Source organism: Paraburkholderia pallida, assembly GCF_004524855.1.
In the GTDB taxonomy this organism is placed as follows: domain Bacteria; phylum Pseudomonadota; class Gammaproteobacteria; order Burkholderiales; family Burkholderiaceae; genus Paraburkholderia; species Paraburkholderia oxyphila.
The window spans coordinates 652995-675684 of record NZ_CP038152.1 but is presented as its reverse complement, the minus strand read 5'-3'; the positions used below and the strand labels follow the sequence as shown (position 1 = coordinate 675684).

General features: G+C 60.2%; 18 protein-coding genes and 1 pseudogene. 5 read left to right on the top strand and 14 right to left on the bottom strand.

Annotated elements, in window-relative coordinates; genetic code table 11:
- Positions 1-222: 222 nt before the first annotated feature.
- Positions 223-1026, top strand: coding sequence for a hypothetical protein (locus tag E1956_RS45955; protein WP_134760804.1), 804 nt, complete (start codon positions 223-225; stop codon positions 1024-1026).
- A gap of 426 nt (positions 1027-1452) precedes the next feature.
- Here the strand turns inward: E1956_RS45955 and E1956_RS45950 are convergent, their stop codons facing one another.
- The 3 genes from E1956_RS45950 to E1956_RS45935 all read right to left on the bottom strand — a co-directional run bounded on the left by E1956_RS45950 (position 1453) and on the right by E1956_RS45935 (position 4919).
- Complete coding sequence (locus E1956_RS45950) at positions 1453-2802, bottom strand: IS110 family RNA-guided transposase (RefSeq protein ID WP_134760802.1); 1350 nt, start codon at positions 2800-2802, stop codon at positions 1453-1455.
- A 263-nt stretch (positions 2803-3065) separates the two neighbouring features.
- A complete protein-coding gene (locus tag E1956_RS45945; protein ID WP_134760800.1) occupies positions 3066-3416 on the bottom strand; it encodes a hypothetical protein in 351 nt (116 codons plus the stop codon).
- Positions 3417-4244: 828 nt separating this feature from the next.
- On the bottom strand, positions 4245-4919 hold the full coding sequence (locus tag E1956_RS45935; RefSeq protein ID WP_134760798.1) for a hypothetical protein: 675 nt from the start codon (positions 4917-4919) through the stop codon (positions 4245-4247).
- Positions 4920-5457: 538 nt separating this feature from the next.
- Between E1956_RS45935 and E1956_RS45930 the strand changes: the two genes are divergently transcribed.
- Positions 5458-6129, top strand: a complete 672-nt coding sequence (locus E1956_RS45930) for a hypothetical protein (RefSeq protein ID WP_134760796.1) — start codon at positions 5458-5460, stop codon at positions 6127-6129.
- Between the two features lie 269 nt (positions 6130-6398).
- On the opposite strand, the gene E1956_RS45925 is transcribed toward E1956_RS45930, so the two are convergent.
- Positions 6399-7202 carry a helix-turn-helix domain-containing protein gene (locus E1956_RS45925; protein WP_134760794.1) on the bottom strand — a complete coding sequence of 268 codons (804 nt, stop codon included), beginning with the start codon at positions 7200-7202 and terminating at the stop codon, positions 6399-6401.
- Between the two features lie 157 nt (positions 7203-7359).
- Here E1956_RS45925 and E1956_RS45920 point away from each other — a divergent pair, with 157 nt between their 5' ends.
- Positions 7360-8469, top strand: coding sequence for a DmpA family aminopeptidase (locus E1956_RS45920; RefSeq protein ID WP_134760792.1), 1110 nt, complete (start codon positions 7360-7362; stop codon positions 8467-8469).
- Positions 8470-8524: 55 nt separating this feature from the next.
- Positions 8525-9637, top strand: a complete 1113-nt coding sequence (locus E1956_RS45915) for a polyamine ABC transporter substrate-binding protein (RefSeq protein ID WP_134760790.1) — start codon at positions 8525-8527, stop codon at positions 9635-9637.
- A 562-nt stretch (positions 9638-10199) separates the two neighbouring features.
- On the opposite strand, the gene E1956_RS45910 is transcribed toward E1956_RS45915, so the two are convergent.
- The 8 genes from E1956_RS45910 to E1956_RS45875 all read right to left on the bottom strand — a co-directional run bounded on the left by E1956_RS45910 (position 10200) and on the right by E1956_RS45875 (position 19108).
- On the bottom strand, positions 10200-11963 hold the full coding sequence (locus E1956_RS45910) for an FAD-dependent oxidoreductase (RefSeq protein WP_134760788.1): 1764 nt from the start codon (positions 11961-11963) through the stop codon (positions 10200-10202).
- Between the two features lie 84 nt (positions 11964-12047).
- A complete protein-coding gene (locus E1956_RS45905; RefSeq protein WP_134760786.1) occupies positions 12048-13121 on the bottom strand; it encodes a porin in 1074 nt (357 codons plus the stop codon).
- A gap of 114 nt (positions 13122-13235) precedes the next feature.
- On the bottom strand, positions 13236-14093 hold the full coding sequence (gene bphD, locus E1956_RS45900) for a 2-hydroxy-6-oxo-6-phenylhexa-2,4-dienoate hydrolase (RefSeq protein ID WP_134760784.1): 858 nt from the start codon (positions 14091-14093) through the stop codon (positions 13236-13238).
- 52 nt (positions 14094-14145) lie between these two features.
- On the bottom strand, positions 14146-15066 hold the full coding sequence (locus E1956_RS45895; protein WP_134760782.1) for a VOC family protein: 921 nt from the start codon (positions 15064-15066) through the stop codon (positions 14146-14148).
- 60 nt (positions 15067-15126) lie between these two features.
- Positions 15127-16134 carry a 4-hydroxy-2-oxovalerate aldolase gene (gene dmpG / locus E1956_RS45890; RefSeq protein ID WP_134760780.1) on the bottom strand — a complete coding sequence of 336 codons (1008 nt, stop codon included), beginning with the start codon at positions 16132-16134 and terminating at the stop codon, positions 15127-15129.
- Positions 16131-17123, bottom strand: coding sequence for an acetaldehyde dehydrogenase (acetylating) (locus tag E1956_RS45885; protein ID WP_134760778.1), 993 nt, complete (start codon positions 17121-17123; stop codon positions 16131-16133). Before E1956_RS45885 ends, dmpG begins: the two co-directional genes overlap by 4 nt.
- A gap of 24 nt (positions 17124-17147) precedes the next feature.
- Positions 17148-17939 (bottom strand): fumarylacetoacetate hydrolase family protein, encoded by a 792-nt coding sequence (locus E1956_RS45880; protein WP_134760776.1) that lies wholly within the window; start codon positions 17937-17939, stop codon positions 17148-17150.
- A 245-nt stretch (positions 17940-18184) separates the two neighbouring features.
- Complete coding sequence (locus E1956_RS45875; protein ID WP_134760774.1) at positions 18185-19108, bottom strand: LysR family transcriptional regulator; 924 nt, start codon at positions 19106-19108, stop codon at positions 18185-18187.
- Between the two features lie 67 nt (positions 19109-19175).
- Between E1956_RS45875 and E1956_RS45870 the strand changes: the two genes are divergently transcribed.
- Positions 19176-19982 (top strand): IS5 family transposase, encoded by an 807-nt coding sequence (locus E1956_RS45870; RefSeq protein ID WP_134752154.1) that lies wholly within the window; start codon positions 19176-19178, stop codon positions 19980-19982.
- Positions 19983-20708: 726 nt separating this feature from the next.
- Here E1956_RS45870 and E1956_RS45865 read toward each other — a convergent pair.
- Both E1956_RS45865 and E1956_RS45860 read right to left on the bottom strand, forming a co-directional pair.
- Positions 20709-20921: a hypothetical protein gene (locus tag E1956_RS45865; RefSeq protein WP_134760772.1), complete on the bottom strand. Its 213-nt coding sequence runs from the start codon at positions 20919-20921 to the stop codon at positions 20709-20711.
- A 472-nt stretch (positions 20922-21393) separates the two neighbouring features.
- Positions 21394-22346 (bottom strand): annotated as a pseudogene (locus E1956_RS45860) (PDDEXK nuclease domain-containing protein); the annotation flags it as partial.
- Between the last annotated feature and the right edge of the window lie 344 nt (positions 22347-22690).

Here is a 22690-nt window from a genome sequence, read left to right as displayed (position 1 = left end):
TACCGATGGGCGACATCGAAGGCGCGAGTACGCCGTCCGGCCAGGGTGATCGGCCAGCCCGGGCACCCAACACGAAAGGACGGCCGAATGGTAAGGCCACGAGTTGGAAGCGCGAGAGCATTCGGTCGAAAGTCCTCTCAGGGTCGACTACAGAAATTCGGCATCGGACAGGGTTCGGCCAAGCAACCACTTGAAACTATACTGGGGCACTTGGAGAATTCAATGGCTAATCACGACAGGCTGCATCCGCTACGTCCGTTCCTGAAGAATTGGGTTTGGGAGCATGGCCGAATCGGTACTCGCTATTTGGACTGCATCGATGGCGAAATCAAGTTTGACGAAGGCAAGAAGTTGCACTTCGCAGACGAAGAATACATTTACGTGCCGCTCGACAAGGATGGTGAGAAGGATGCGTCTGTGGATGGTCCTGCGATCCAGGAGGCGGGACTTGGCCGGTTTTTGCGGGCCGCGCAGTTGGGCAAGCCGGAAGAAGCCGGCTCTGTGGTGGAGGTCCAGCGCGCAGTGGCGGACTGCGTGGAGCTCGGCCTGATCAGCGCATATCAGATGGACGCCCAGGAGGCCTTCACACGCTACGCGCAGGAGCCCATGTTCGAGGATGAAATCCGCGCGGCGGTTGTCGATGATATCCGGCGCATCTATGCGCGTGTGCGGGAGCAACTGGCGCTGTACGATTTCAGTGTGCTTTACGGTTTGCCCATGCCGCTGCTCATCAGCGAGGCGCCCTTCATCGACTGGCGCGTGCGCGCTAGTCCGGCCCTTCCGTTCGTATCGCTTCCTCTTGGACCATACTGCCTGCTGGTGGGCGCGCCCTCGGGCAGGAAAAGCCGAATTGGCCCGGTGGCCTGGAAGGCTGCCACTGCTATGGGCCCGTTGAAGGACCACAACCGCCACATCGTGGAGCAAGCACGTTTGTGGCTGGTAGCGACCACTGACGACCAACTCGTCGCTGTGCAAAGCCGCTTCGCTGCGGCCAGGAGCACCACACCGGACAATGCGAAGCCCTGACCGAAGTCGGCTGGGAAACTCGAAGTCGGCGGTGCGGGCGAACATCGCGGTACGCCTCGCCCCAAGCGCAATCAGCCCGAGTACGGCCAGGAAGCGCCGTTCCTCCTGGCGCCTGGTGTGACATTCGACAGTCGGCTCCGCCCTGTTGACCGGACCTTCACGTGCCAATCGTGCCCATCGCGTTGGTAAAGGTAGAGCTCGTTTGCGAAAGCGCGCCGACCGCGATGCGATGCGCGCACGCAGTTCGCCGCAGCGACGGGCAAAATCGTACAGAACATCGGAGCGGTGGTACATTTCGGGGCAAAGCGCCAGCCGACGCGGGATGCGTTTGAACAGAAGTCAACGCCAGAGCGATGCACCGCGGTGGACGCAATTGCACAGCGCGGCCATTGGATAGGCTCCACTTGCGCGGAATAGGTACGATTCCTAAGAAACGCCCCCGGTGGGTTGGAGGCAGAGGCCGAACTCAGCTGCCCGCCTGTGCAACTGCTTGATGACGCGCTCCTTGTAGCGCTGTTCGTAGTGGTCGGCTCCGGGGTCGACGTATTGCATGCCGAAGCGCATGGCGTTGTAGAACAGCACGGCGATCTTGCGCGCCGTGGCGGTGACGGCCTTGGCCTTGCCAATACGCGCGGCCAGCCGACGATAGAACGCGCCCAGCGCCGTGCTGGTCTTGCCCACCGTGACGGCAGCCAGGCGCAGCAGGGCGGCCACCCGATTGGTTGTCTTGCGCGTATGTGACGACAGGACTTTGCCGCCGCTCACCTTGCACCCTGGCGACAGGGTCAGCCAGGAGGTAAAGTGCTTGGCAGTCGGCCATCGGCCGAGATCGGTGCCGCATTCGGCGACGAGACGCACAGCCAGGTAGGGGCCGATTCCGTGGATCTGGGTGAGATCGACGCCAGCGAGCTGGTACATGAGACTACGCACGTCGAAGCTCAGCGCGTTGGGCTGTTGGGCCCGGTTGCGCGCCTTCGCCAATGGCTCTCGCGGGAGAGGCTTGTCGGCAGTAAGCATGGCCAGCGTGCGCTCGATCTGTGCATCGCATTCGTCGACGCGGGCCTGATAGAAGTCATACAGTGCCAGGGCCTGTTGCAGCGCGAAGGTGTGTTCGGGCAGGTAGTTTCCCACCAGGGCGGCCCGGATCGTCTCGACGCTGGACTTGCAGTTGCGGTCACGCATTGCAGCCAGCACGCCGGGATCACGCTCGCCGGCCACGATGGCGCGGATGATGCGCATCCCTGTGGCTCCCGTCACGTCGGTGACGACATGGTGCAGTTGAAGGTTCATGAAGGTCAGCGCCTTCTGCATATGCTGGATGTGTGCAGCCGCGTAGTCCAGATGTCGCTCCCGAAGCCGCAGATAGGCCCGCAGGGCGGCAATGTCACCGTTGGGTCTGAAGCTTGGGCGCAACAGGCCGCAGGCATGGAGCCGCTGCAGCCACTGCGCGTCGTTGACGTCGCTCTTGCGACCTGGCACGGCGCGGGATTCGCGTGCGTTGGCCACGATTACCTCGAGACCCCGGGCCTCGAGTATTTCGTAGGCCGGAATCCAGTAGACGCCGGTCGATTCCATCGCCACGGTTTTGATCCCCAGCGACACGAGCCAATCGGCCATACGTTGAAGGTCGGCGGTGAAGGCACGGAAAGTCTGTACCGGCTCGTCGCACAGGTCTGGTGGCACTGCAACGACATGGAACCGGGATCCAATGTCGATGGCTGCGGCCCTATCGTTGACGACAGGCAGACCTGTCGGCTTGCTGTGCAGTCTGGGCATGATCGAACCTCGCGATGGTTGGGCACGCCGGACGGGGGACTCGGATGGGGTCACATTCCTAAACGGGGTCGCACTGGGCGCCACCACAAGCGGGTCCGCAGCGTCCCCCTGGGCCAGGTTTTTTGACGGGGTCATTGCCTCCAAAATCGTAGCGGCCACTGTCCAGACGCATTTCAGTATAGGCATCTGCGCGTTTCTATCCATGGGGCCGTGGAATGCCGCGATGGCTGTTTTTTAGCTAGTCGTCTGCGAACCGGCTCGCATCAATCGTGACGTTCAGCGTCGGGACCAGGTACGGGGATAGTCCACTCAGCCACCGCTTCCCCCGCTTCAGGTTCGCGCTCTCGCCGAAGTTCCAGAATGCGCCCGTGAGCGACAACGACTTTCAGGTCGAATCTCACGCCTTTTCGGAAGTGGAACAAATAAGCCGTGAAGGAGGCTGTGTCGCTGGCAAAGTAATCGTCGTTCAGAAATTGTCGGCGCGCGACACGTCCATCACTTGCCACCCAATAATCGGCCATGGCGCAATCGAGCGACTTTGTCTGCCACTCCTTTCTCGGCAGGTCTTCGGGGAACGGCTCGAAATCCTGAGAAAACGCGAATATATCGTTCATCCTCGAGCGCGGCTTTGCTGGTGTTAGCGTCGACCAAGGTTAGCACAGCCTCCTCAGGCTCCGAGCTGGAACCGCAAAACCAGTTGGCGCCGCCTCCGCGCGATAGCATGTTCGTCGCACGGCTTGGCCCCAGGCTGTCCGCATCAGGCGGCTGCCGGCCATAAGTGGGCGTTCATCAGTGCGCCCAAGCGGACGCTCCAACGTCAGGTCCAATCAGATAGCGGACCTTTGTCTCTCAACAATCCACGTCACGTTCATGCTACCAAGGAGAGGAGATCGAACCTCCTGGGCCAGGAGCGCAATCGAACATGTCCCCGAAACCCGGCCGATCGCCAGGCGCACGTCCGGTTTGCTGGCCGCTTGGTCGCGGATTTGACTACAGCACATTCAAGAAGGCGACATAACCGCCGTGCCGCTTCGGCATAGAATCCTCTGAGGAGGTTCCAGTTATGTCAGCTATCAAGCGCATCGATTCGGGCCATCCCGCCTATCAGGCCACGCCGCACAGAACAACCCGCTACCCTGCGGAGCACGTTACGTAGACGGCCGGCTCCAGAAAAAGGCTGCGCCCCTGTGTGCCTCATCTCAAGGTCGGGCGCGGGAAGGTCGGCGTCGGCGGCAAGAGGAGCGATAGGTAGGCATCTGCAACCGCAATACGGCGTCGGGCTATAGAGAGGCGGCAACGGCACGTCCTGCGCCTCATCGTGGCAGTTGTGCTAGCGTCCTGAGCCACCTGCTCGACGCGTCCGCGCAGCAGGTGCTCAATGCGACCCACTGAGCCGCCGGGCCATTGCACCGCCGAGCTCCGGCGCGCCGGCCTTCGTTCGCTCAGCGAAACCGTGTGATCTTCTTCGATGCGACGATGTTGAGGTTCTCGGCCTTGCCCGGGTCCTTGCGCCGGACCGGATACACGTCGTCGTACTCGTAGTCCTTCAGCGACTGCGCCATGTACGGACGCGTATCGCGCGTGATCGACCTGGGGTCCACCTCACTCGACTTCGCGGGCCGCAACAGGGCCTGCTGATCGGGATTGAGCGGATCGGCCGTGGTGTCGCGCTCCATCTTGCTCCAGCGTTTGTACGAGATCCGCATCGCGTCCTGCACGCGGTCGAAGCGCACGTAGAGCGAGTCGTCCTTGCCGACGTGCGAAGTCACGCGCACGCCGTAGACGGGCCCGTCGAACCCTAGTTCGCGCGCGACGCCGAGCAGCATGGCTTTCCAGTCCTGCTCGCCATTCGCGTCGTGCGTGTACTGGTGCTCCTGGTTGATGACGCCGTAAAGCGCGACGCCGGCCGTGATGTCAGCGGTGCCGTGCTGTTCAGCCCAGGCGGCGAAGGCCTGGGCTTTGGCGCCGTCCACGCCGGCGCCGCCGGCGCCCTTGTAGTCGTGGAAGCCGTAGAGGCCGCCGCTCACCTGGAAGCAAACGGCCTGGCAGCCCTTGATGCTCGGAAAGCCGAGGGATTGGGTATCAAACGCGACGTGATTATTGCCGACATAGTGCATGCGGGCCTCCCTGGCACCGACGGGTGCAATACCGCGATCACCGTGGCCGGCGGCCCGGCGAAGTGACGGAAGTGACGGAAGTGACGGAAGTGACGGAAGTGACGGACGTGACAAATGACTATAGGCGAGCGCCACGCGGGATGCCAGGTCTCGCCGTTTGTGCGGAAGTCGCCGGCAAACGTCCTGTCTTGCCATCATGTATGACTGCCTGAGCAATCGTGGGCTTGCTCTCCTTGGACGTTGGATTCCGTTTCAGTCGTCCGATGGGCTATTGAAGACCCTCTTGTGACGGCATTCTGGTCAGATACGTCTGTTACCGCATGATCATGGAAGCGGCTTGAAAGCGCCATGGAGCTTTACTTCTGTCACTGGGCTTGCCCCAAATCCGCCGCCATTCAGCTAGCGCCGACCAGTGAACCGCTTCACGTGCAAGGTCGCTTCGGAAATCTAATCACGATTCCTGCAACGCGCGCTTCAACCTTGGCTATTCTTCAAGAAGTTTCATTTTTGACATTTTCACCATTCACCGGAGAGTCGCATGAACGAGGACTTCGAGCGCCTCCTGGAACTCAGTTTTGCACAGGCAGAAAAGCTTGCGGTAGCTTTGGAGCGGAACTGGACGATTCATCTTGTTCTGGCGGCTGCCGGTCTAGCAATTGTCTTCGATGTAGGCAATCTTCCGGAGTTTCTTGTCAAGCACTTTGTGGACCAGGATACGTTTGAAAGGAAACCCGTCGCCTTAATATTGCTTCCGATTGTCTTATTCTATTTCATGAAATTTGGTCATCTATTGACATCATTTTTTGACGCACGGAGGCTCGTTGTAGAGGCAGTCGAGAAATATGGGGATACCCCGGCCGAACAAGCCTTGCTGTCGGGCCTGGAAGAGACGACAAGTTTTTTCGAGGTTTTCTTCCCTGGCAGCGACCCCTACAAGAACGAGACCCTGAGGTTCGTGGCGTTGTGTATTGTAAGCCTTGTTTTTTCCACGGAGCAGGCAACCGCAATTTATTTGTTAATTCAAACGTATAACGCGAACTATGTATCTATTGTCATGACAGTTTCAATACTAGTTTGCTTTTTCCTTCTATACGCTGCGTTTTTTAAATCACGTGCCGTCGCAGGGACTGTTGGAAAAAAAGTAGCTGCCATCTCGTGCATTCTTCTGATAGCGGGAATCTTACTTTTATTTTTCCTTGATCCAAAGTAAGTTCTGTATAGCGTGACGTTGCGCAGGATGCGCATCAAACAGACGACAGGAATACCACACCCGTCTTCTCGCCTGTCGATGCACGGCATCCGTTGCACGATGGTCGATCACGTCGAACGATGCAAGCAGACCTTGAAAGTGCTTCGCACAATGCGCGCAGCTAACAGCACGCGAAACGTCAGGTTGCGGAGTGCTGCAGCCGTTCAATTGGCAAGTTTCCCCGCTCGCTGAACGGCCTCCGGCGTCGCGAGTCGGTCGTGTGCGACGGATCATGGCGCCTGCCGCACGTTCTCCACGAAAAGGCCGAACAATGCCGCCTGCGACGAGATATCGAGTTTCCGGTACAGATTGCCGCGATGAACCTTTGCCGTTGCGGGCGAGATGCCGAGCAGCCGCGCAATGTTCTTGGTGGAATGGCCGGCGAGGATCATCAGCGAGACTTCGACCTCCCTGGCCGTCAGGCGCGTACTCGCGCGTTCGTGCAGCGCGTGCTCGAAGCGCGCGCGCCACTCGACTTCGGCGGCCACGCGATCGTTCCTGTCCGGCTGGCCGTCCGTCGGCCGCACGGCGCGCCGCATCAGCGGCAGGATCCACGTGCCGTACAGGTACAGCGTGCCTACGTCCGCGGCACTGATGTGCCGACGGCTGCCGAGCGACAGCGAAACGGTTTCCCCTCCTGGCAGGGGAGCGAGAAACTGCACCTCGTCCTCCAGCACGTTCACCGAGAAATAGCGCCGAAAGTACTCGGTCTCGCGAAACTGATCGGGCGCGACCTCGTCGAGCCGATACACGCCGGGACTGATCTGTCCGAGGCTGAACTGATAGTACGGATCGAGCAGATACACGTTGTTCAGGTAGCCCTCAAACAGGGTGTCGCACGCCGCGTCGGACGGGCTTGCCGCAATCAGGCGCGGCTTCAGCGTCGGGCTGAAGACCATCGACACCCAGTTATCGAACTGCACCGCGCCGCGTAACAGGTCGATCAGCGCATTCCAGAACTGGCGATTGTCGAGACGTTCAATCAGGCGTCCGAGCCGCTGGTGGAACGCCACGTCCGCAACGTCTAGCTTCATAAACTCTCCTAAACCCAAAGGTGTAGTTCCGCGCCGGTGTGCCTAGCCCTCCGGCCTGATGTTCGTTCAGCCCCTCGCCCCCTACCATCGCCGTACCTCGACGTTCAACCGTCGCACTCAATGACAAGGCGCCCACAGGGCGTCCGGAGGAACAGGTATGCGAATCAGAGACATCGGCGTGCGGATCGGGCGCGGAACACCCGGCCCGCTGAACAGCATCACCGACGTGGAGGGCGTGCGCGTCGGCCATCGTACCGTGGTCGAAAAGAATGACAAAGTGTCGATCCAGACCGGCGTGACCGTCATTGAGCCGCGCGCCGGCATGGCGCGGCTCGCCCCGTGCTTCGCCGGCTACCACGTGCTCAATGGTAACGGCGATGCGACCGGGCTCGAATGGATCCGCGAATCCGGACTGCTGACCACGCCCATTGCGTTCACCAACACCCACAGTGTCGGCGTGGTGCGCGACGCGCTCGTAGAGGCCGAGCGCGCCTCGGCGGGCTCGCACCAGTACTGGTGCATGCCAGTCGTGCTCGAGACTTTCGACGGCCTGCTCAACGACATCTGGGGGCAACACGTCAGCGCGGCGCACGTTCACGACGCGCTAGCCGCGGCCCAGGGCGGTCCGGTCGCCGAAGGCTGCGTGGGCGGCGGCACCGGCATGATCTGCCACGAATTCAAGGGCGGCATTGGCACGGCATCGAGGCGCCTCGCTGGCGACGGCGGCGGCTGGACGCTCGGCGCGCTCGTCCAGGCGAACTACGGCGTGCGCGAGGAGCTGCGCGTCGGAGGCTATCCGGTCGGCGAAGTCCTGCGCGACGTGCCGTCCCCGTTCCGCAAGCGCGAGGCCGGCGTGCCGGGCATGGGGTCGATCGTCGTAGCGCTCGCGACCGACGCGCCGCTGCTGCCGCATCAGTGCACGCAGATCGCGCATCGCGCCGGGGTCGGGCTCGCGCGCGTTGGGGGCGGCACCGAGTACGCGAGCGGCGATATTTTCGTCGCGTTCTCGACCGGCAACCGCGGCTTGCCGGTCGCCGACTACGGCCGCCAGAGCGCGCCGCTGTCCACCGTGCAGAGCGTCAACCCCGATTACATGACGCCGCTGTTCGTCGCCGCCGCCGAAGCGGTCGAGGAGGCGATCCTCAACGCGCTCCTCGCCGCAACTGACGCCGAAGGCCAGGGCACGCACGTCAGCGCACTCGGAGCGGAGCGGCTGCTCCACGCGCTCGAACGCGTTGGCTGGCGCCCTGACGCACGGCGAGCATAAGCGTCCGGGCGCTTCCCCGCTTGTCCGAACCGTCATCACCAATCGAGAAACTGCCATGACCCCTCACCGACTCGCCACCCCGCTGGCCGCCAGCCTCGCGGCCGCCCTGATCACGCTCGTGACAGCCGCCCCTCATGCCCGCGGCGAAGAGCTGAACGTGTACAACTGGTCCGACAATATTGCCGAGGACACCGTGTCCGGCTTCGAGAAGCAAACCGGCATCCACACGCGCTACGACGTCTACGACGGCGACGAGACACTGCAGGCGAAGCTGCTGGCCGGCTCGTCCGGCTACGACATCGTCGTGCCTTCTTCGGGCTACGCGAGCAAGCAGATCCAGGCCGGCGTGTACGCGAAGCTCGACAAGAGCAAGATTCCGAACCTGGCGAATCTCGACCCCGTGCTGATGAAGATGGTCGCGACAGTCGACCCTGGCAACCAGTACGTCGTGCCATGGTCGTGGGGCACCGACGGTCTCGGTTACAACGCAACGAAGATCCAGGAGATCCTCGGCCAGGATGCGCCGCTCGACCGATGGGATCTCCTGTTCAATCCGCAGTACGTGGCCAAGCTCAAGAGCTGCGGGGTGTCAGTGCTCGATTCGCCGGAGGATGCGTTCGGCGTTGGGCTGATCTATCTGCACAAGAATCTGAACAGTACGAATCCCGCCGACTATCAAGCTGTCTATCAGCTCTATCGGAACATCCGCCCGTACATCACGCAGTTCAATTCGTCGGGCTATATCAACGACCTCGCAAACAATGACATCTGCCTCGCGCTCGCGTGGTCGGGCGATGTCGCGATCGCGAAAGCACGCGCCGCAGAAGCGCATCGAGCTTACGAGCTCCGCTATGCGATCCCTCCGGGCGACGGCCTGCTCTGGTTCGACCTGATGGCGGTGCCGAAGGACGCACCACACGTGGGTGCGGCGATGCAGTGGATCAACTACGTCCTGCAGCCGAAGGTGAGCGCGGCAATCACGAATCAGGTGTTCTACCCGAACGCCAACGCGCTCGCACGGCCGCTGATCAAGCCGGAGATTCTCCAGAACCCGGCCATTTACCCGGGCCCGGAGCGCCTGAACGCGCTCACGCTGCAGTTGCCGCCGCCCGCGGATATCATGCGGCTCGAGAACCGGCTGTGGGCGCAACTGAAGAGCGGCCGCTGATCCGGATTCACGCGCGCCCGGCAGACGATCCGGTGTGCGGCGACTCAACTGTGCTTCACTCGGCGGGGCATTTGGAACGGATCCGGGTGGGTCGTAACGTTAGTTATGCTACCGTCTGGCGCCCTCGATAGTGTCCAGGTTCTGAAACATGGCGGAGAGCTCATTCCGACCGCACGCAGCATCCCGTGCAGTACGCGTTCTCAGATGCCGCCGGAAAGCTGCCTTGAGAGTTCTAACGGCCTCACGCCGGCAGCTTCATCGAACTGGTGCTATCGGCCATCTACGGCCGCTGACCCGCTCTTTCGTGTGGACATTCGAAGGCCGGCTTTTCCCCAGAAAACGGACCTTCACAGGCGGATCAAGTCAGTCGCCTCCAGGCCAACTCCGTCGTTCGTACGTACCTGACTGCCGCCATGACCGGTGCCGGGCGTCGCGAGCAGCCGCAATCTGCATGTGCAGACTAGTTCGACGATCAAGCCTCGACAATCGAAAAAAGCGGGTGGTTCGGGTACCAGGGTGAGCTCCCGCGATCTGTCGCGGGAGCAAGCAAACGCCGGCGCGCTTAATGCCGGCCGAGAATCTGCGCAAACACGTTGCGAAGTTGCGTAGACGGATCGCCCGATGCATCGTTCGCGCGCCATGCAACCATATGGTCCGGGCGAACCAGAAGGACACCGTCTTCTTCGACTTCGCACATGGTCCGATAGTCGTTGTAGCTGTCTTCGTACTCGCAACCGCGCCCAATGGTGTGAACACGCACCGGCACACCCAACTCTTCAGTCACACGGCCAGCCGCCTCACGCCACGCACGATCACCGCAAATGCCGGTCAGCAGCGTGAACTCCCCCCTGCCGCAAAGATCGAACGTGGAAACGCGACGCTGGTCCTTGATCAGCCAAACGTGCGGGAGATGGCGACCGGGCTGCGTGGTCGACCAGTAATAGATTTCCTCGTCGCGCGGCGCGTCCCGCTTCGGGGTGCCATCGTCGACAATCGCCGCCGACGTGTAGCTTTGGTTCAGTTCGACACCGTGCGTGTTGAAACACATCACCGTATTCTGCAGCGCAGCGTCGAAGTCACGGCGACGCTGCGCCGCTTCTTCGGTCGGCGCACCCAGATCGTCCATTACCTTGTTCATCGTATCCACATCCGGGCTTTGCGGCAGCTTGAGCGCCCCGAATAGCGGCGGCATCAAATGCATACTCTTGTTGGCTCGCTTGACGATTTGCTTACCAACCGGGACGCGCTCGTCACGGTACGTTTCGAGCAATGACGGCGAAGCATGCCCACGAAGCACCGTCGCCAGTTTCCAGCAAAGGTTGTAGCTGTCCTGAATCGACGTATTGGATCCGAGCCCATTCATTGGTGGATGGCGGTGTACCGCATCGCCCGCGCAGAAGACGCGGCCGTTCATATTGTTCGTTGCATGGATGTCGTTCGTGGTCCACAGCGACATCGACTCCACCTTCACCACGATGCTTTTGTCCCCGATGATTTGATGGGCTATACGGACGCCCTCTTCTTCCGTCAGTTCCGGCTTCGGCCCATTGACGTCGTAACCCCATACAGCCATCCATCGGGTCCACGGACGAACCATGCGCAGCACGCCAATACCAAAGCCATTCATGCCGACGCCGGGCTGAATGAACCAGTACATATCACCGGGTCGGTGGGCACAATACTGTGTCAGGTCGGCATCAAACACGATGTTAATCGAACCACCGAGGCCCGTTTGACCTTCGAGCGGCAGTTCGAGTTGCTTTGCGACCATCGAATTGCCGCCATCAGCGCCAATCAGATATTTGCTGCGAATGTCGTATTCGTGACCTGACACGCGGTCGCGCACGCGGGTCGTCACGCCGTCTGCGTCTTGTGCGAATCGAACAAACTCCGTGTTGAACCGAACCGTCGAGCCACGGCTAGCCGCCGCGTTGACCAGAATCGGCTCCATACGGTCCTGCGGCATATCGCAAACCGAGCACGGACTGGCCAAGTCATGCTCCGCCTGAAAATGCGGATGGGTATACCACGTACGCAAGCGCCCCAACTCACGACCGGCGAGGCTGGTGCCATAAACGTGTTCGCCCATCAGGCGCTGGGGCGTCGCGCTCTCAAGCAGCGACTTCTCCAGTCCGAGGTCGCGCAGAACTTCGACTGCGCGCTGATTGGTGATGTGCGCCCGTGGCGAATTGGATACCCCGCCATACTTGTTGATCATGATGTTCGAAATGCCGTACGTCGCCAGCAGCGCGGCCGCGGACGAGCCAGCGGGGCCGGCGCCGATGATCAGCACTTCGGTTTCGACAGCGTTGGATTGAGAACTCATTGCGAACATTCCTTAACTAGATCGACTAGATTCGGCATTGGACCGGGATAGGCGCCTGCACGCCTCGCGTACTGATTGGGTTATCTAGAACGTGTGGCGAATGCCCACGTTGGCACCAACGGCCGTTCCCGGGACACCGAAAAGCAGTTGTGGCATGGATACTGAAAATCCCGTATTCATCGCCCCATGATTGTTGACCACCTCGATCTGAGTGTAGAGTGTCGTTCGTTTGGATAACAGATAATTGACACCCGCCGCTCCCATCAGAGAATGGTTGTTACTGTTATTACGATCGGTCGTGTACCACACCCCACCATTCAGGTCGAGTGATGGGAGCGCAGCGTAGTCAAAGCCTCCGCCAAACACGTCGTCGTTAAACGATCCCGCTACTTTGTAGCTGGTGAAAGACGCCTTCAGCGTTAGCGGACTGAACCGGTAGGAGACACCGAGCGTGCGGCCCAGGAATTCGACACCGGTGGGAACGGGCGTCGCCTGGCCCCCCGCGTTACCGTCATAGATCGCGGCGTTGATGGTCAGTGGACCGTAGTCATACTGAATGCTCGCGGCCCACTGGCGACCGGCCTGAAAATCGCCGGCGATGCCACCCGGTGCAAACAGCGCACTCCCCTGGAATCCAGCGATCGTCGGCGAAGAGTACGAAATGGCGTTTGCATTCACGGCGCCAGTCAGGAACACGTTATTGCCATACAACACGATGCCGCTACCGAACGACGAGAAGGTTCGTGGGTCCGAAGCAAACACGGAAAGGAAAAACGGAGAAAACTGTTCACCTAGCTTGATCGTGCCGAATGATCCGGTCAGACCGACCCAAGCCTGACGACCAAAAAGATTGCCATTTGAGTTGTTGAAACCACCATTGGCAACATCGATGCCGCTCTCCAGCGCGAAAATCGCTTGCAGTCCCCCGCCGAGGTCTTCCCTTCCTTGCAGGCCAAAAACAGACGGACCTGCACCCCCATCAGTCAGAGCAAACGTGCGTCCGGCATTGGTGCCGTTGGGCCCCGCCGTTTTGCTGGTTATCTGAAAACCTGCATCGACGATGCCGTACAACGTCACCGACCCTTGCGCGTGAGCAGCGCCTGATAAGGCCATCGTCGCGGCTGCAATAGTCCATCCCACCCTTCTCGCTGACTTCATCCAAGTGTCTCCAAATATAGTTATACTAAATTTATCGATTGATGCGACTGCGTTAGATTTCGGTGCATATAGCATGCGTCTGTTCGGCCGAGGCAAGCAGACAACTCGCTGCGATCAGCTCTCCAGGAATGACAAAACGAGCCTGTTGAACTCCTCAGCGTATTCCCATTGCGCCCAATGACCGCACTTCGAGAACACATGCAGACGGGCATCCTGTAGCGTGTTGATCATGCGCAGGCCGGTATCGAGCGGGACGAACCGGTCGTCACGCCCCCAGGTAATCAGAGTCTTATGCGGAATCTGGGAAAAGCGTGCGGAGAGATCCCAACTCGTGAACGGGCTAAGCCTGGCGCTTTCCGCGAAGTTCTTCAGGTGGTTGAGATTCGACTCAATGTTTTTCCAGCGGCCGCGGCGCAGTTCCTCTGTAATTCCTGCCGGGTCGTAGACAAACACGTCGAGCATCTCCTCGAAATTCTGATACGTCGGGTGCGCGTAGAGCTTGATCATGCGCTTGATGCCTTCGCTCGGTTGCGGCTGAACGATACTTGGGCCTTGTGCGCCAGGGCCCATCAGCACCATACGATTCACGCGGTCCGGATAGTCGAGTGCAAACGCGAGCGCCGTCGCCCCCCCCATCGAATTGCCCACCAGATGTGCCTTGTCGATACTCAGCGCGTCCAGCACGCCCTTCGTCGCGCGTGCATTCAGCACATTGCGCGGCACGTCCGAGACTATCTCATCGGACTTGTTAAATCCCGGGCAATCAATCAGAAGTACACGATAGCCGGCACCGACGAATGCTTCGATATTGCGGTAATAGTTGCTCCAGCCGCTCGCGCCTGGACCACCACCGTGCAACATCACGACTACGGGACCGCTACCGGCGTCGTTATAGTGAATCCTGAAATTCTTGAGACCCGCTTCGTCGATCGTTATGAACTTGCTGGTCGATGCTTCTGTCAATACGGACATCCTTCACTCCTTGTCTATCGTGCAGGTTGGGAAAACGCGGCGAACCGGCTTTTTAATGTGCATTCGAATCATTCTTTCCCGGCGGGTGAGCGCGATGCCCCCAATCGCTTAGCTCCGCGTATTGACGAACGTCCCACGTACTGTCGTCGACCACGACACCGCCATGACCGAATTCGAGCGCGAATCCAGAAGGTGTTTGCACATAGAAGGAGAACATCTGATCGTTCGGGTGGTGACCCAGCTCCATCGCCATCGGAATACCCGCCTTCGCGCAGCGGTCGTACGCGAGACCCACATCATTGAAATCGGTCGCTTCGACAAGGATGTGGTGGACGCGCTTCTTGAATGGAAACGGGACCTTTGCAATCGCCACGGAATGATGGCGCCCCGTCCTGGCGTGCAAGAACGCGATCTCAAGGACGACCCCCGGAGCCATCTCGCCGCGTGCATGGTCGCTCACCTTCAGGCCAAGGACGTCTTTGCAGAACGCATTCGCCAGTTCGACCGATTTCGGGACCGCAACATAGTGGCCGACACCTAGACGGCCGGTGTTGAAGCGACCTCGCAACACTTTTGAACGGAACGGATCGGTACCCGCCGCTCGCGCGGCGCGTGTATAGAACTCGTGACTTACGCCGTCGGGATCGATGCAGGTGAACAGCCGCGGGACGCAGCGGCGGCTCGCGAGTTCAGGTTCTGCCTGGCTCACAGCGGCACCGGATTGTCGGACTCGCTCAACGAAGGCATCAAGCTCCTCGTCCGAGTCGAACTCCCAACCCGCGGCGAGCAGGTCATCTTCCGGGCTTTTCTCCAGCAGGATTCGCTGCGCGTAATCGTCCATACGCAAAGCCAGCGACTCGCCCGTAACGCGGCGTCCAGACTGGAGTCCAATGATATCGACCGCAAATTTTTCCCAGCCGTCCAGGTCACTGACGCCAAGAACAAGGTAACCCAGATTCGAAACTGAAGTCATCGTGTTGTCTCCTTTCTAAACTGATGACGAGACGGGTGAGGCAGCAATGCCTCGTTGCTGTTACGCTCGAAGCAGGTCAAGAGCGACATCGACGATCATGTCCTCTTGACCGCCCACCATGCGGCGTTTGCCCAGTTCGACGAGGATGTCCACCGTCTTCAGGCCATACTTTTTCGCGGCCACTTCCGAGTGGCGCAGGAAGCTCGAATACACGCCCGCGTAGCCGAGCGCGAGCGTCTCGCGGTCCACGCGCACCGGACGGTCCTGCAGCGGACGCACGATGTCGTCGGCGGCATCCATCAGCGTGTAGAGGTCGGTGCCGTGATTCCAGCCCATGCGCTCCGCCGCCGCGATGAACACTTCGAGCGGCGCGTTGCCCGCACCCGCGCCCATGCCCGCGAGCGATGCATCGATGCGGTCGCAGCCCTCTTCCACCGCGACGATCGAGTTCGCCACGCCAAGCGACAGGTTGTGGTGCGCGTGCATGCCGGTCTGCGTTTCGGGCTTCAGCACAGCCTTCACCGCGCGGAAACGATCCCGTACATCGCTCATCGTCAGCGCACCGCCCGAATCGACCACGTAGATGCACGTCGCGCCGTAGCGTTCCATCTTCTTTGCTTCGACCGCGAGATTCTCCGGCGTGCTCATGTGGCTCATCATGAGGAAGCCCACGGTGTCCATGTCGAGTTCGCGTGCGTATTCGATGTGCTGCTTCGAGATGTCCGCTTCCGTGCAGTGCGTCGCCACACGCACCACGCGTGCACCCGCGTTGTACGCAGCCTTCAGATCGTGAATCGTGCCGATGCCCGGCAGCAGCAGCGTCGCGATCTTCGCGTGCTCGATCACGTCGGCCACGGCTTCGATCCATTCGAGGTCGCTGTGCGCGCCAAAGCCGTAGTTGAAGCTCGACCCTTGCAGGCCGTCGCCGTGCGCGACTTCGATCGAGTCGACTTTCGCCTTGTCGAGCGCACGCGCGATGTCCTGCACGTTCTGGATCGAGTACTGGTGACGGATCGCGTGGCTGCCGTCGCGCAGCGTCACATCGGAGATATAGAGTTTCTTGCTCACGGTTTTTGGGCTCCCTGCACGCTCAAGAGCGTCTGCGCCATGCGTTCGGCGGTCGCGAGCGCGGCGGAAGTCATGATGTCGAGGTTGCCTGCATACGCTGGCAGATAGTGCGCGGCACCTTCCACTTCGAGAAACACCGAGGTTTTCAGGCCGCTGAATTTCCCCAGGCCCGAAATATTGAGCGGTGCGTTTGCTGGAATCTCGTCGAACTGGACCTTTTGCTTCAGTCGATAGCCCGGCACATACGCTCGCACCTTCTCAACCATCGCTTCGATCGACTGCTCGACCTTGTCGCGATCCGCGAGTTCGGAAAGCGTATAGACCGTGTCGCGCATCAGCACGGGCGGCTCCGCCGGATTCAGCACGATGATCGCCTTACCCTTCGCCGCGCCGCCGACCGCTTCGATGGCCTTCGAGGTCGTTTCAGTGAACTCGTCTATGTTCGCGCGCGTGCCCGGTCCCGCCGACTTGCTGCTGATCGACGCAACGATTTCCGCGTAGTGCACCTTCGCCACGCGCGACACGGCCGCGACGACTGGAATCGTCGCCTGGCCACCGCACGTGACCATGTTCACGCTCGGCGCATCGATATGCGCGTCGAGATTGACCACCGGCACGCAGTACGGCCCGATCGCGGCGGGTGTCAGATCGATCACGCGGATCGACGGCTTGAACCTGCGCAGCAGCGCATCGTTCTTCACGTGCGCGCCCGCCGAGGTGGCGTCGAACACGAAATCTATTTCTTCAAACATGGGCAGCCGCGTGAGGCCTTCGACACCTTCATGCGTGGTCGCCACGCCCAGACGCGCGGCGCGCGCGAGGCCATCGGAATTCGGGTCGATGCCGACCATCGCCGCCATCTCCAGATGCTTGCCGTGCCGCAGGATCTTGACCATGAGATCGGCGCCGATATTACCCGACCCAATGACTGCGCCCTTCAGCTTTTTTTCACCATTTACTGAGGATTGCGATGTAATTAACTGATTCATTTCCGTCGATATTTCATGTAGAAATCAGGGGGGGCCGAACGAGACGGTTACGTCACCGATACCTTCAAGCGACATCTGGAGCATGTCATCCGCTTGCACCGGAACCATGGCGCCAAGCGCTCCTGAAAGAATGACTTCGCCGGCCTTAAGTGGCATACCGAGTGCCCCAAGGGTGTTTGCAAGCCACGCAACCGAATTCGCTGGATGCCCAAGGGCCGCAGCCCCGACGCCAGTCACGACGGTCTCACCGTTCTTGACTAGTTTCATACTGACACTGGCCAGATCGATGTCACGCGGATCGACTGCCTTATTACCGAGCACGAAGACGCCCGAGGACGCGTTATCGGCGACCGTATCCTCAATGCGGATCTGCCAATTCCGGATACGGGAGTCCACAATTTCGAAGCACGGCAGCACGACTTCGGTCGCGGCCATGACGTCTTGCGCGCTGACGCCCGGACCAAGGAGGTCATGCTTCAGCACAAAGGCGATTTCGCCTTCGGCTTTGGGCGCGATTAAGGTGCGAATGTCGATCCTAGCGCCGTCGGCAAACGACATCGCCGACGTCAGGCAACCGAAATCCGGTTGTCGCACGTTGAGCATGTCCATGACCGCCTGGCTCGTCACTCCGATCTTCTTGCCGATGACGCGCTCGCCGTCCCGCGTCGTGCGCAATTCGAGCATGTGCAATTGGATGCGGTAAGCGTCTTCGATACTGAGCGACGGTTCCCGCTCAGTCAGAGGCTCGACCGGCACGGCACGTCGCAGCGCCTTGTAGAGTTCGAGGCCGTAATGCGCGATTTTGTCTTCGTTCATTGCGCCCCGCCTTGCGTGGGACCCGCGCTTTGAACAATGGAGTTCGCTCCGTTGGAACGATACGTCACGCGCGCGGGGTTTCCCCTCCGACGCCGAAGTGTTGAACTGATCACTGCTGTCTCCTGTGCTTCCTTGCTCACCGTTCAAACGGCGGGTGTTCGCGGAAATATAAGCAATGATCTGGGCTGAATCTAACGCTTTGTGTAAATCCCCTTCATTTACGCCATAAATACCGGTGAACCTACTTAAGTAGATTCACTGATGAACAGCTCTTGAATCCTCTCCCGCAGCCACTGGTGCCCTGCATCGACCTGATTGCGTTCGTGCCAGACAAGGGAAACACGAAAGACCGGGGAATCGAACGGCAACTGAAAGATATGTAAGCTCCCGGTTTGGGCAAGCACCCCGGCAAGCAGACTCGGCACACATACCAATACGTCCGCTGCCTCCAGCAGACCGGCGAGCCCCAAAGAATAGGCAAGGCGTAACGCCACCTTGCGGCATTCGCCGTGCTCCTCAAACAAGCGATCGACCGTATCCTCGAATGTCGACATCGCTATCCACGCCGGGTGGTACGCAACATGTTTCGCGTCGAAGAAGTCACGCAATGTAAGTTGCTCTCGAATACGGCTATGCGACTTCCGCACCAGCGCCACGTAGCGCTCTTCGAACAGTATTTGCCGGTGAAAACCTGTCTTGAGGTCACTGATATGACCAAACGCGAAATCAATTTCGCCGGCTTCCATCGCCGCCGAGGCTTCATTAGGCGCCAGCTCGACGCTTGTCAGCGTGATCCCGGGTGCGTCGTCGGCGATTGCTGCGAGCAGGCGCGGCATCAGAACCGTCTGTCCAAGCTCGTTCATGTAGATCCGGAAGCCCCGATCCGAAGTTGCGGGATCGAAACTGGCGCGCGCCGTGACGGCCGAACGGATCAAGTCGAGTCCACCGCGAACAGGCTGCGCCACTTCGAGTGCAAATGCCGTCGGCACCATTCCGCGCCCGCCCTTCACGAACAACGGGTCTTCGAAGAGGAAACGCAGGCGCTTAAGCGCGTTACTGATTGCGGATTGGGTGAGATGTAATTCTTGTGCCGCGAGCGTCGTACTCCGTGTGCGCAGCAGGGCATCAAAGACGATCAACAGGTTTAAATCAATCTTGTTGGGATTCACTTTTCACGCTCTCCATCACACTTAGAAGGTGTTATGAACTTTCGGCCAGACCTGGTACCCTGGCGGGATGAAGAAACGCAGGCCCTACCCAACGGATGTATCGGATGAAGAGTGGTACTTCGCCGCTCCGTACCTGACATTGATGAACCCGGACGCGCCTCAGCGTCGCTACGAATTGCGCGAGATGTTCAACGCCTTGCGCTGGATTGTCCGCGCGGGTGCACCGTGGCGTCTGCTGCCCAATGACTTTCCACCATGGGAGACGGTCTACCAGCAGACGCAGCGCTGGATTCAGGCAGGCTGTTTCGAGGCCATGGTAAATGACCTGCGTTCGATTATCCGGGTGGCGCAGGATCGCCGGGGTCAACCCAGTGCAGTCATCCTCGATGGCCGCACACTGCAGTCGACGTGTGAGAGCGGTCCACGCGCAGGCTATGACGGGTACAAGCGCAAGAAAGGCAGCAAGGTGCACATGGCGGTGGATACGTTGGGGCAACTGCTTGCGGTGCACGTGACACCGGCCAACGAACAGGAGCGTGCACAGGTCGGAGAGCTGGCGCGACAGGTCCAGCAGGCCACGGGGCGGACAGTGAGAATCGCGTTCGCTGACCAGGGCTACACCGGCGAAGAGCCTGCAGAGGCCGCGCGCGATGAAGGCATCGAGCTTCAGGTGGTCAGGTTGCCGGAGGCGAAAAAGGGCTTTGTATTGTTGCCGCGTCGCTGGGTGGTGGAGCGCAGCTTCGGCTGGCTCAACCGCTTCCGCCGACTGGCCAGAGACTACGAGCGATTGCCCGAAACCTTGGCTGGTCTGCATTTCGTCGTGTTCTCCGTGCTTATGCTCGTCCACTTTACAGCCCTTAACAAAAGTGCATAACACCTTCTAAGCCGCTTCAAACCACCGCTCGCGCGACCTCCGACTACCGCGATCACGGTGATTCTTCGCGGGCGACCGTACACGCTCGACGATGTCTGGAATTTCCCACTGGACGGAGCGCTGACTCGCGTCTCAACGCCACGCGAGTTCGCCATACGCCCGGCGCTTCGCGCATATCTTAACCGCGAGGCAGTTGTTCGCGCGCCTGAGGGCTTATCGCGCGCAGTTGCCCGCACCTCACTGGATACGCGGATGTCAAGCTCGCAGCCATACGGCCTGGCGCAGCGGGCTGACGCCCGGATCGGAGGAGGTCATGATGGGGCTCCTGCTGGAGAACGAGGCGGATTGCCTCAGTCACCAAAATAAGCACCGGCGCCACTCACCTCTCATTCGCCGCCAGAGGCCGGACAGAGCCCCATACCGCGCGAACGGTTTAGTCCCATCAGCCATTGCGGTCATTCGAGAATGACTGATGGTGAGGCAGATGCAGGAGCATTTGCTGTCGTTCGTGCCATATCGGCGCACGCATATTTTCTTACCCGTCGCGCGCATTGAGGCTAAACGGACCAAGCGGTTTGCGTCGTGAATTGGTGACCATCGGCCTGTCTTGCCTTCAACAACGTCGCATTCTCGGGCGCGCTTCGAGGCAGCGCGCGGCAGCATGAACGCCGATGTCCCATCTCGCTTGTACGCGTAGGGACATCAGTGGTGAAAGCAGAATGCGTTTCAGTTGATCATCGGACCCGAGATCCGTCCTTCCCAGATAGCGTTGTTGATGTCGAAATCGTTGATGGTCGCCGTGGGGGGACCACCATCGACCGTGACGACGACATTACGTGCGCCGACGATCCGCTGCATTTGTGCGCGTGTGAGCGTGGCTTCGTCGCTTTGCGCGAGCGGATCGCGCGGAATGTCCGCGATGACGAGAATGCTCTTCATGATGTTTCTCCGGGCTATACGAGTACGAAAGGTCGTGAGATCTGGATGAGCACAGCAAATGCTCGCTCGGCTTTTCGCAAGGGCCGTGCCAATGCCCGCGCACGCAGGTATGAATGCGCTGAGGCCTTGATTCATGGGCCAGTACACATGTTCGGCTCGCGCTTGCTTCCGACCTCGACGGCCTGTATGTTGGACGCCCGCGAACAGGTATGCGCCGTGCTGTTGGAGAAAGAGCGGCTCCGATGACCGGACCACTCTGCTACCCGACGTTGAACCCCTGATAGCTCGAACGGCGGCTCTGGGTCGTGAAGACTCATTCGACAACGGAGAGAGCTGCCATTTGTCGACGCCGTTTGCCTGTGGATGTATTCATAGAACTTTGCGTGCCGCTCATCACGGGAGGCGTTCAGCGCCAGCGAGACATGATTATCCTGCTCATCGTCGCAGCCCATGTCATCCAGCAGCTGACATCTCACCACTGCGCTGGTGTGTGCGTTGAAGTGCGCCCCACGGCTGTTCGTTGGATTGACTGCTTGTTCCGCTCATCGCGTAACCTCGGTCGTGCCACTTCGATGGATTGGTGCATCTTGGCCTCGAGCGTCTCACGCGGCGGCAGCACGGTCAGATACTCCGCGACATGGATGCCGCTTTTGCCCAGCTCCAGCAATTCGATCTGCTCCTGCATCTTGCCGGCGCACAGGATGATACCGATAGGCGGTTGCTCGTCCGGCTCCTGCTCATGCCTGGCCAACCAGCGCAGATAGAGCTCCATCTGGCTTTTGTACTCGGCCTTGAACGCGCCGAGCTTCAGTGCGATTGCGACGAGGCGTCTCAGCTTTCGGTTATAGAACAGCAGGTCCGGATAAAAGTCGTCATCATCGATCAGCAGGCGCTTCTGTCGGGCCACGAAGATGAAGCCCGCACCCAGTTCGAGCAGGAACTGCTCCAGTTCCCGAAGGATCGCGTACTCGAGGTCCCGTTCGAGATAGCGGTCGTTCAGCCCGAGGAAATCGAGGAGGTAGCGGTCCTTGAGCACGAGGGCGGGCGTCACCTGCTGCGCTTCCCTTAGTTGAGAAAGCTCCTGCTGGATCACTTCTGCAGGTTTGCGCGAGAGCGCGCTGCGTTCAAACAGCGTCGACTGGATTCGCTCCTAGAGCTGACGCGACGACCAGCGTTCAAGCCGGCAGAGTTCAATGTACATGTCGCGCTTGAGTGGGTCGCCGATGTACATCAGCGTCTTCAACTGCGTCCAGCCCAATTCTCTCCGCGCTGCGGAGAAAATTGCCTCTCAGGAAAAATCTCTGCCGCCCGAAGGCAATGACGCAACTGTTGGGCACTCCAGCCGCGCCCGTATTCGGCTGTCAGCCTACCGGCCAGCGTCGAAATAACCTGCTGTCCATAACCCGCCCGCTCTCCGCCCAGCACGTGCTGCAACCCTGAGACGGCAACATCCGGATGGCGGGGCGCGCCCCGTCCGCTGCGGCATGCCTGACGGGCAGCGGATAGCAGTGTCGTTCCGCACCGCGGCAAGGCCGACGCGCCGCTGATCCATCGACCGATGGTACGGCGGTCGTAGCCCGATCACCTGGGTCCGGCCAAAGCGCGCTAGGGCGTGGGTCGTTAGCCGATTGCAGGGCGATTCTGACAAAAAGTCCCGTTTTGTAGGGTATTTCGGGACATTTTGTCATGATTGGCCAGGAATTGAACCACCAGCCTGGACTTGCCGAGTGCCCCAGATCCTCCTGCCGTGGGAAAGGGTCTTTTCGTGA

Bases quoted from the DNA above. Each gene is read 5' to 3' on its own strand.
- bphD (WP_134760784.1), bottom strand. From the start codon at position 14,093: ATGTCCGTATTGACAGAAGCATCGACCAGCAAGTTCATAACGATCGAC.
- E1956_RS45930 (WP_134760796.1), top strand. From the start codon at position 5,458: ATGAACGAGGACTTCGAGCGCCTCCTGGAACTCAGTTTTGCACAGGCA.
- E1956_RS45865 (WP_134760772.1), bottom strand. From the start codon at position 20,921: ATGAAGAGCATTCTCGTCATCGCGGACATTCCGCGCGATCCGCTCGCG.
- E1956_RS45955 (WP_134760804.1), top strand. From the start codon at position 223: ATGGCTAATCACGACAGGCTGCATCCGCTACGTCCGTTCCTGAAGAAT.
- E1956_RS45920 (WP_134760792.1), top strand. From the start codon at position 7,360: ATGCGAATCAGAGACATCGGCGTGCGGATCGGGCGCGGAACACCCGGC.
- E1956_RS45880 (WP_134760776.1), bottom strand. From the start codon at position 17,939: ATGAACGAAGACAAAATCGCGCATTACGGCCTCGAACTCTACAAGGCG.
- E1956_RS45945 (WP_134760800.1), bottom strand. From the start codon at position 3,416: ATGAACGATATATTCGCGTTTTCTCAGGATTTCGAGCCGTTCCCCGAA.
- E1956_RS45925 (WP_134760794.1), bottom strand. From the start codon at position 7,202: ATGAAGCTAGACGTTGCGGACGTGGCGTTCCACCAGCGGCTCGGACGC.
- E1956_RS45950 (WP_134760802.1), bottom strand. From the start codon at position 2,802: ATGCCCAGACTGCACAGCAAGCCGACAGGTCTGCCTGTCGTCAACGAT.
- E1956_RS45935 (WP_134760798.1), bottom strand. From the start codon at position 4,919: ATGCACTATGTCGGCAATAATCACGTCGCGTTTGATACCCAATCCCTC.
- E1956_RS45895 (WP_134760782.1), bottom strand. From the start codon at position 15,066: ATGACTTCAGTTTCGAATCTGGGTTACCTTGTTCTTGGCGTCAGTGAC.
- E1956_RS45870 (WP_134752154.1), top strand. From the start codon at position 19,176: ATGAAGAAACGCAGGCCCTACCCAACGGATGTATCGGATGAAGAGTGG.
- E1956_RS45905 (WP_134760786.1), bottom strand. From the start codon at position 13,121: ATGAAGTCAGCGAGAAGGGTGGGATGGACTATTGCAGCCGCGACGATG.
- E1956_RS45885 (WP_134760778.1), bottom strand. From the start codon at position 17,123: ATGAATCAGTTAATTACATCGCAATCCTCAGTAAATGGTGAAAAAAAG.
- E1956_RS45915 (WP_134760790.1), top strand. From the start codon at position 8,525: ATGACCCCTCACCGACTCGCCACCCCGCTGGCCGCCAGCCTCGCGGCC.
- E1956_RS45910 (WP_134760788.1), bottom strand. From the start codon at position 11,963: ATGAGTTCTCAATCCAACGCTGTCGAAACCGAAGTGCTGATCATCGGC.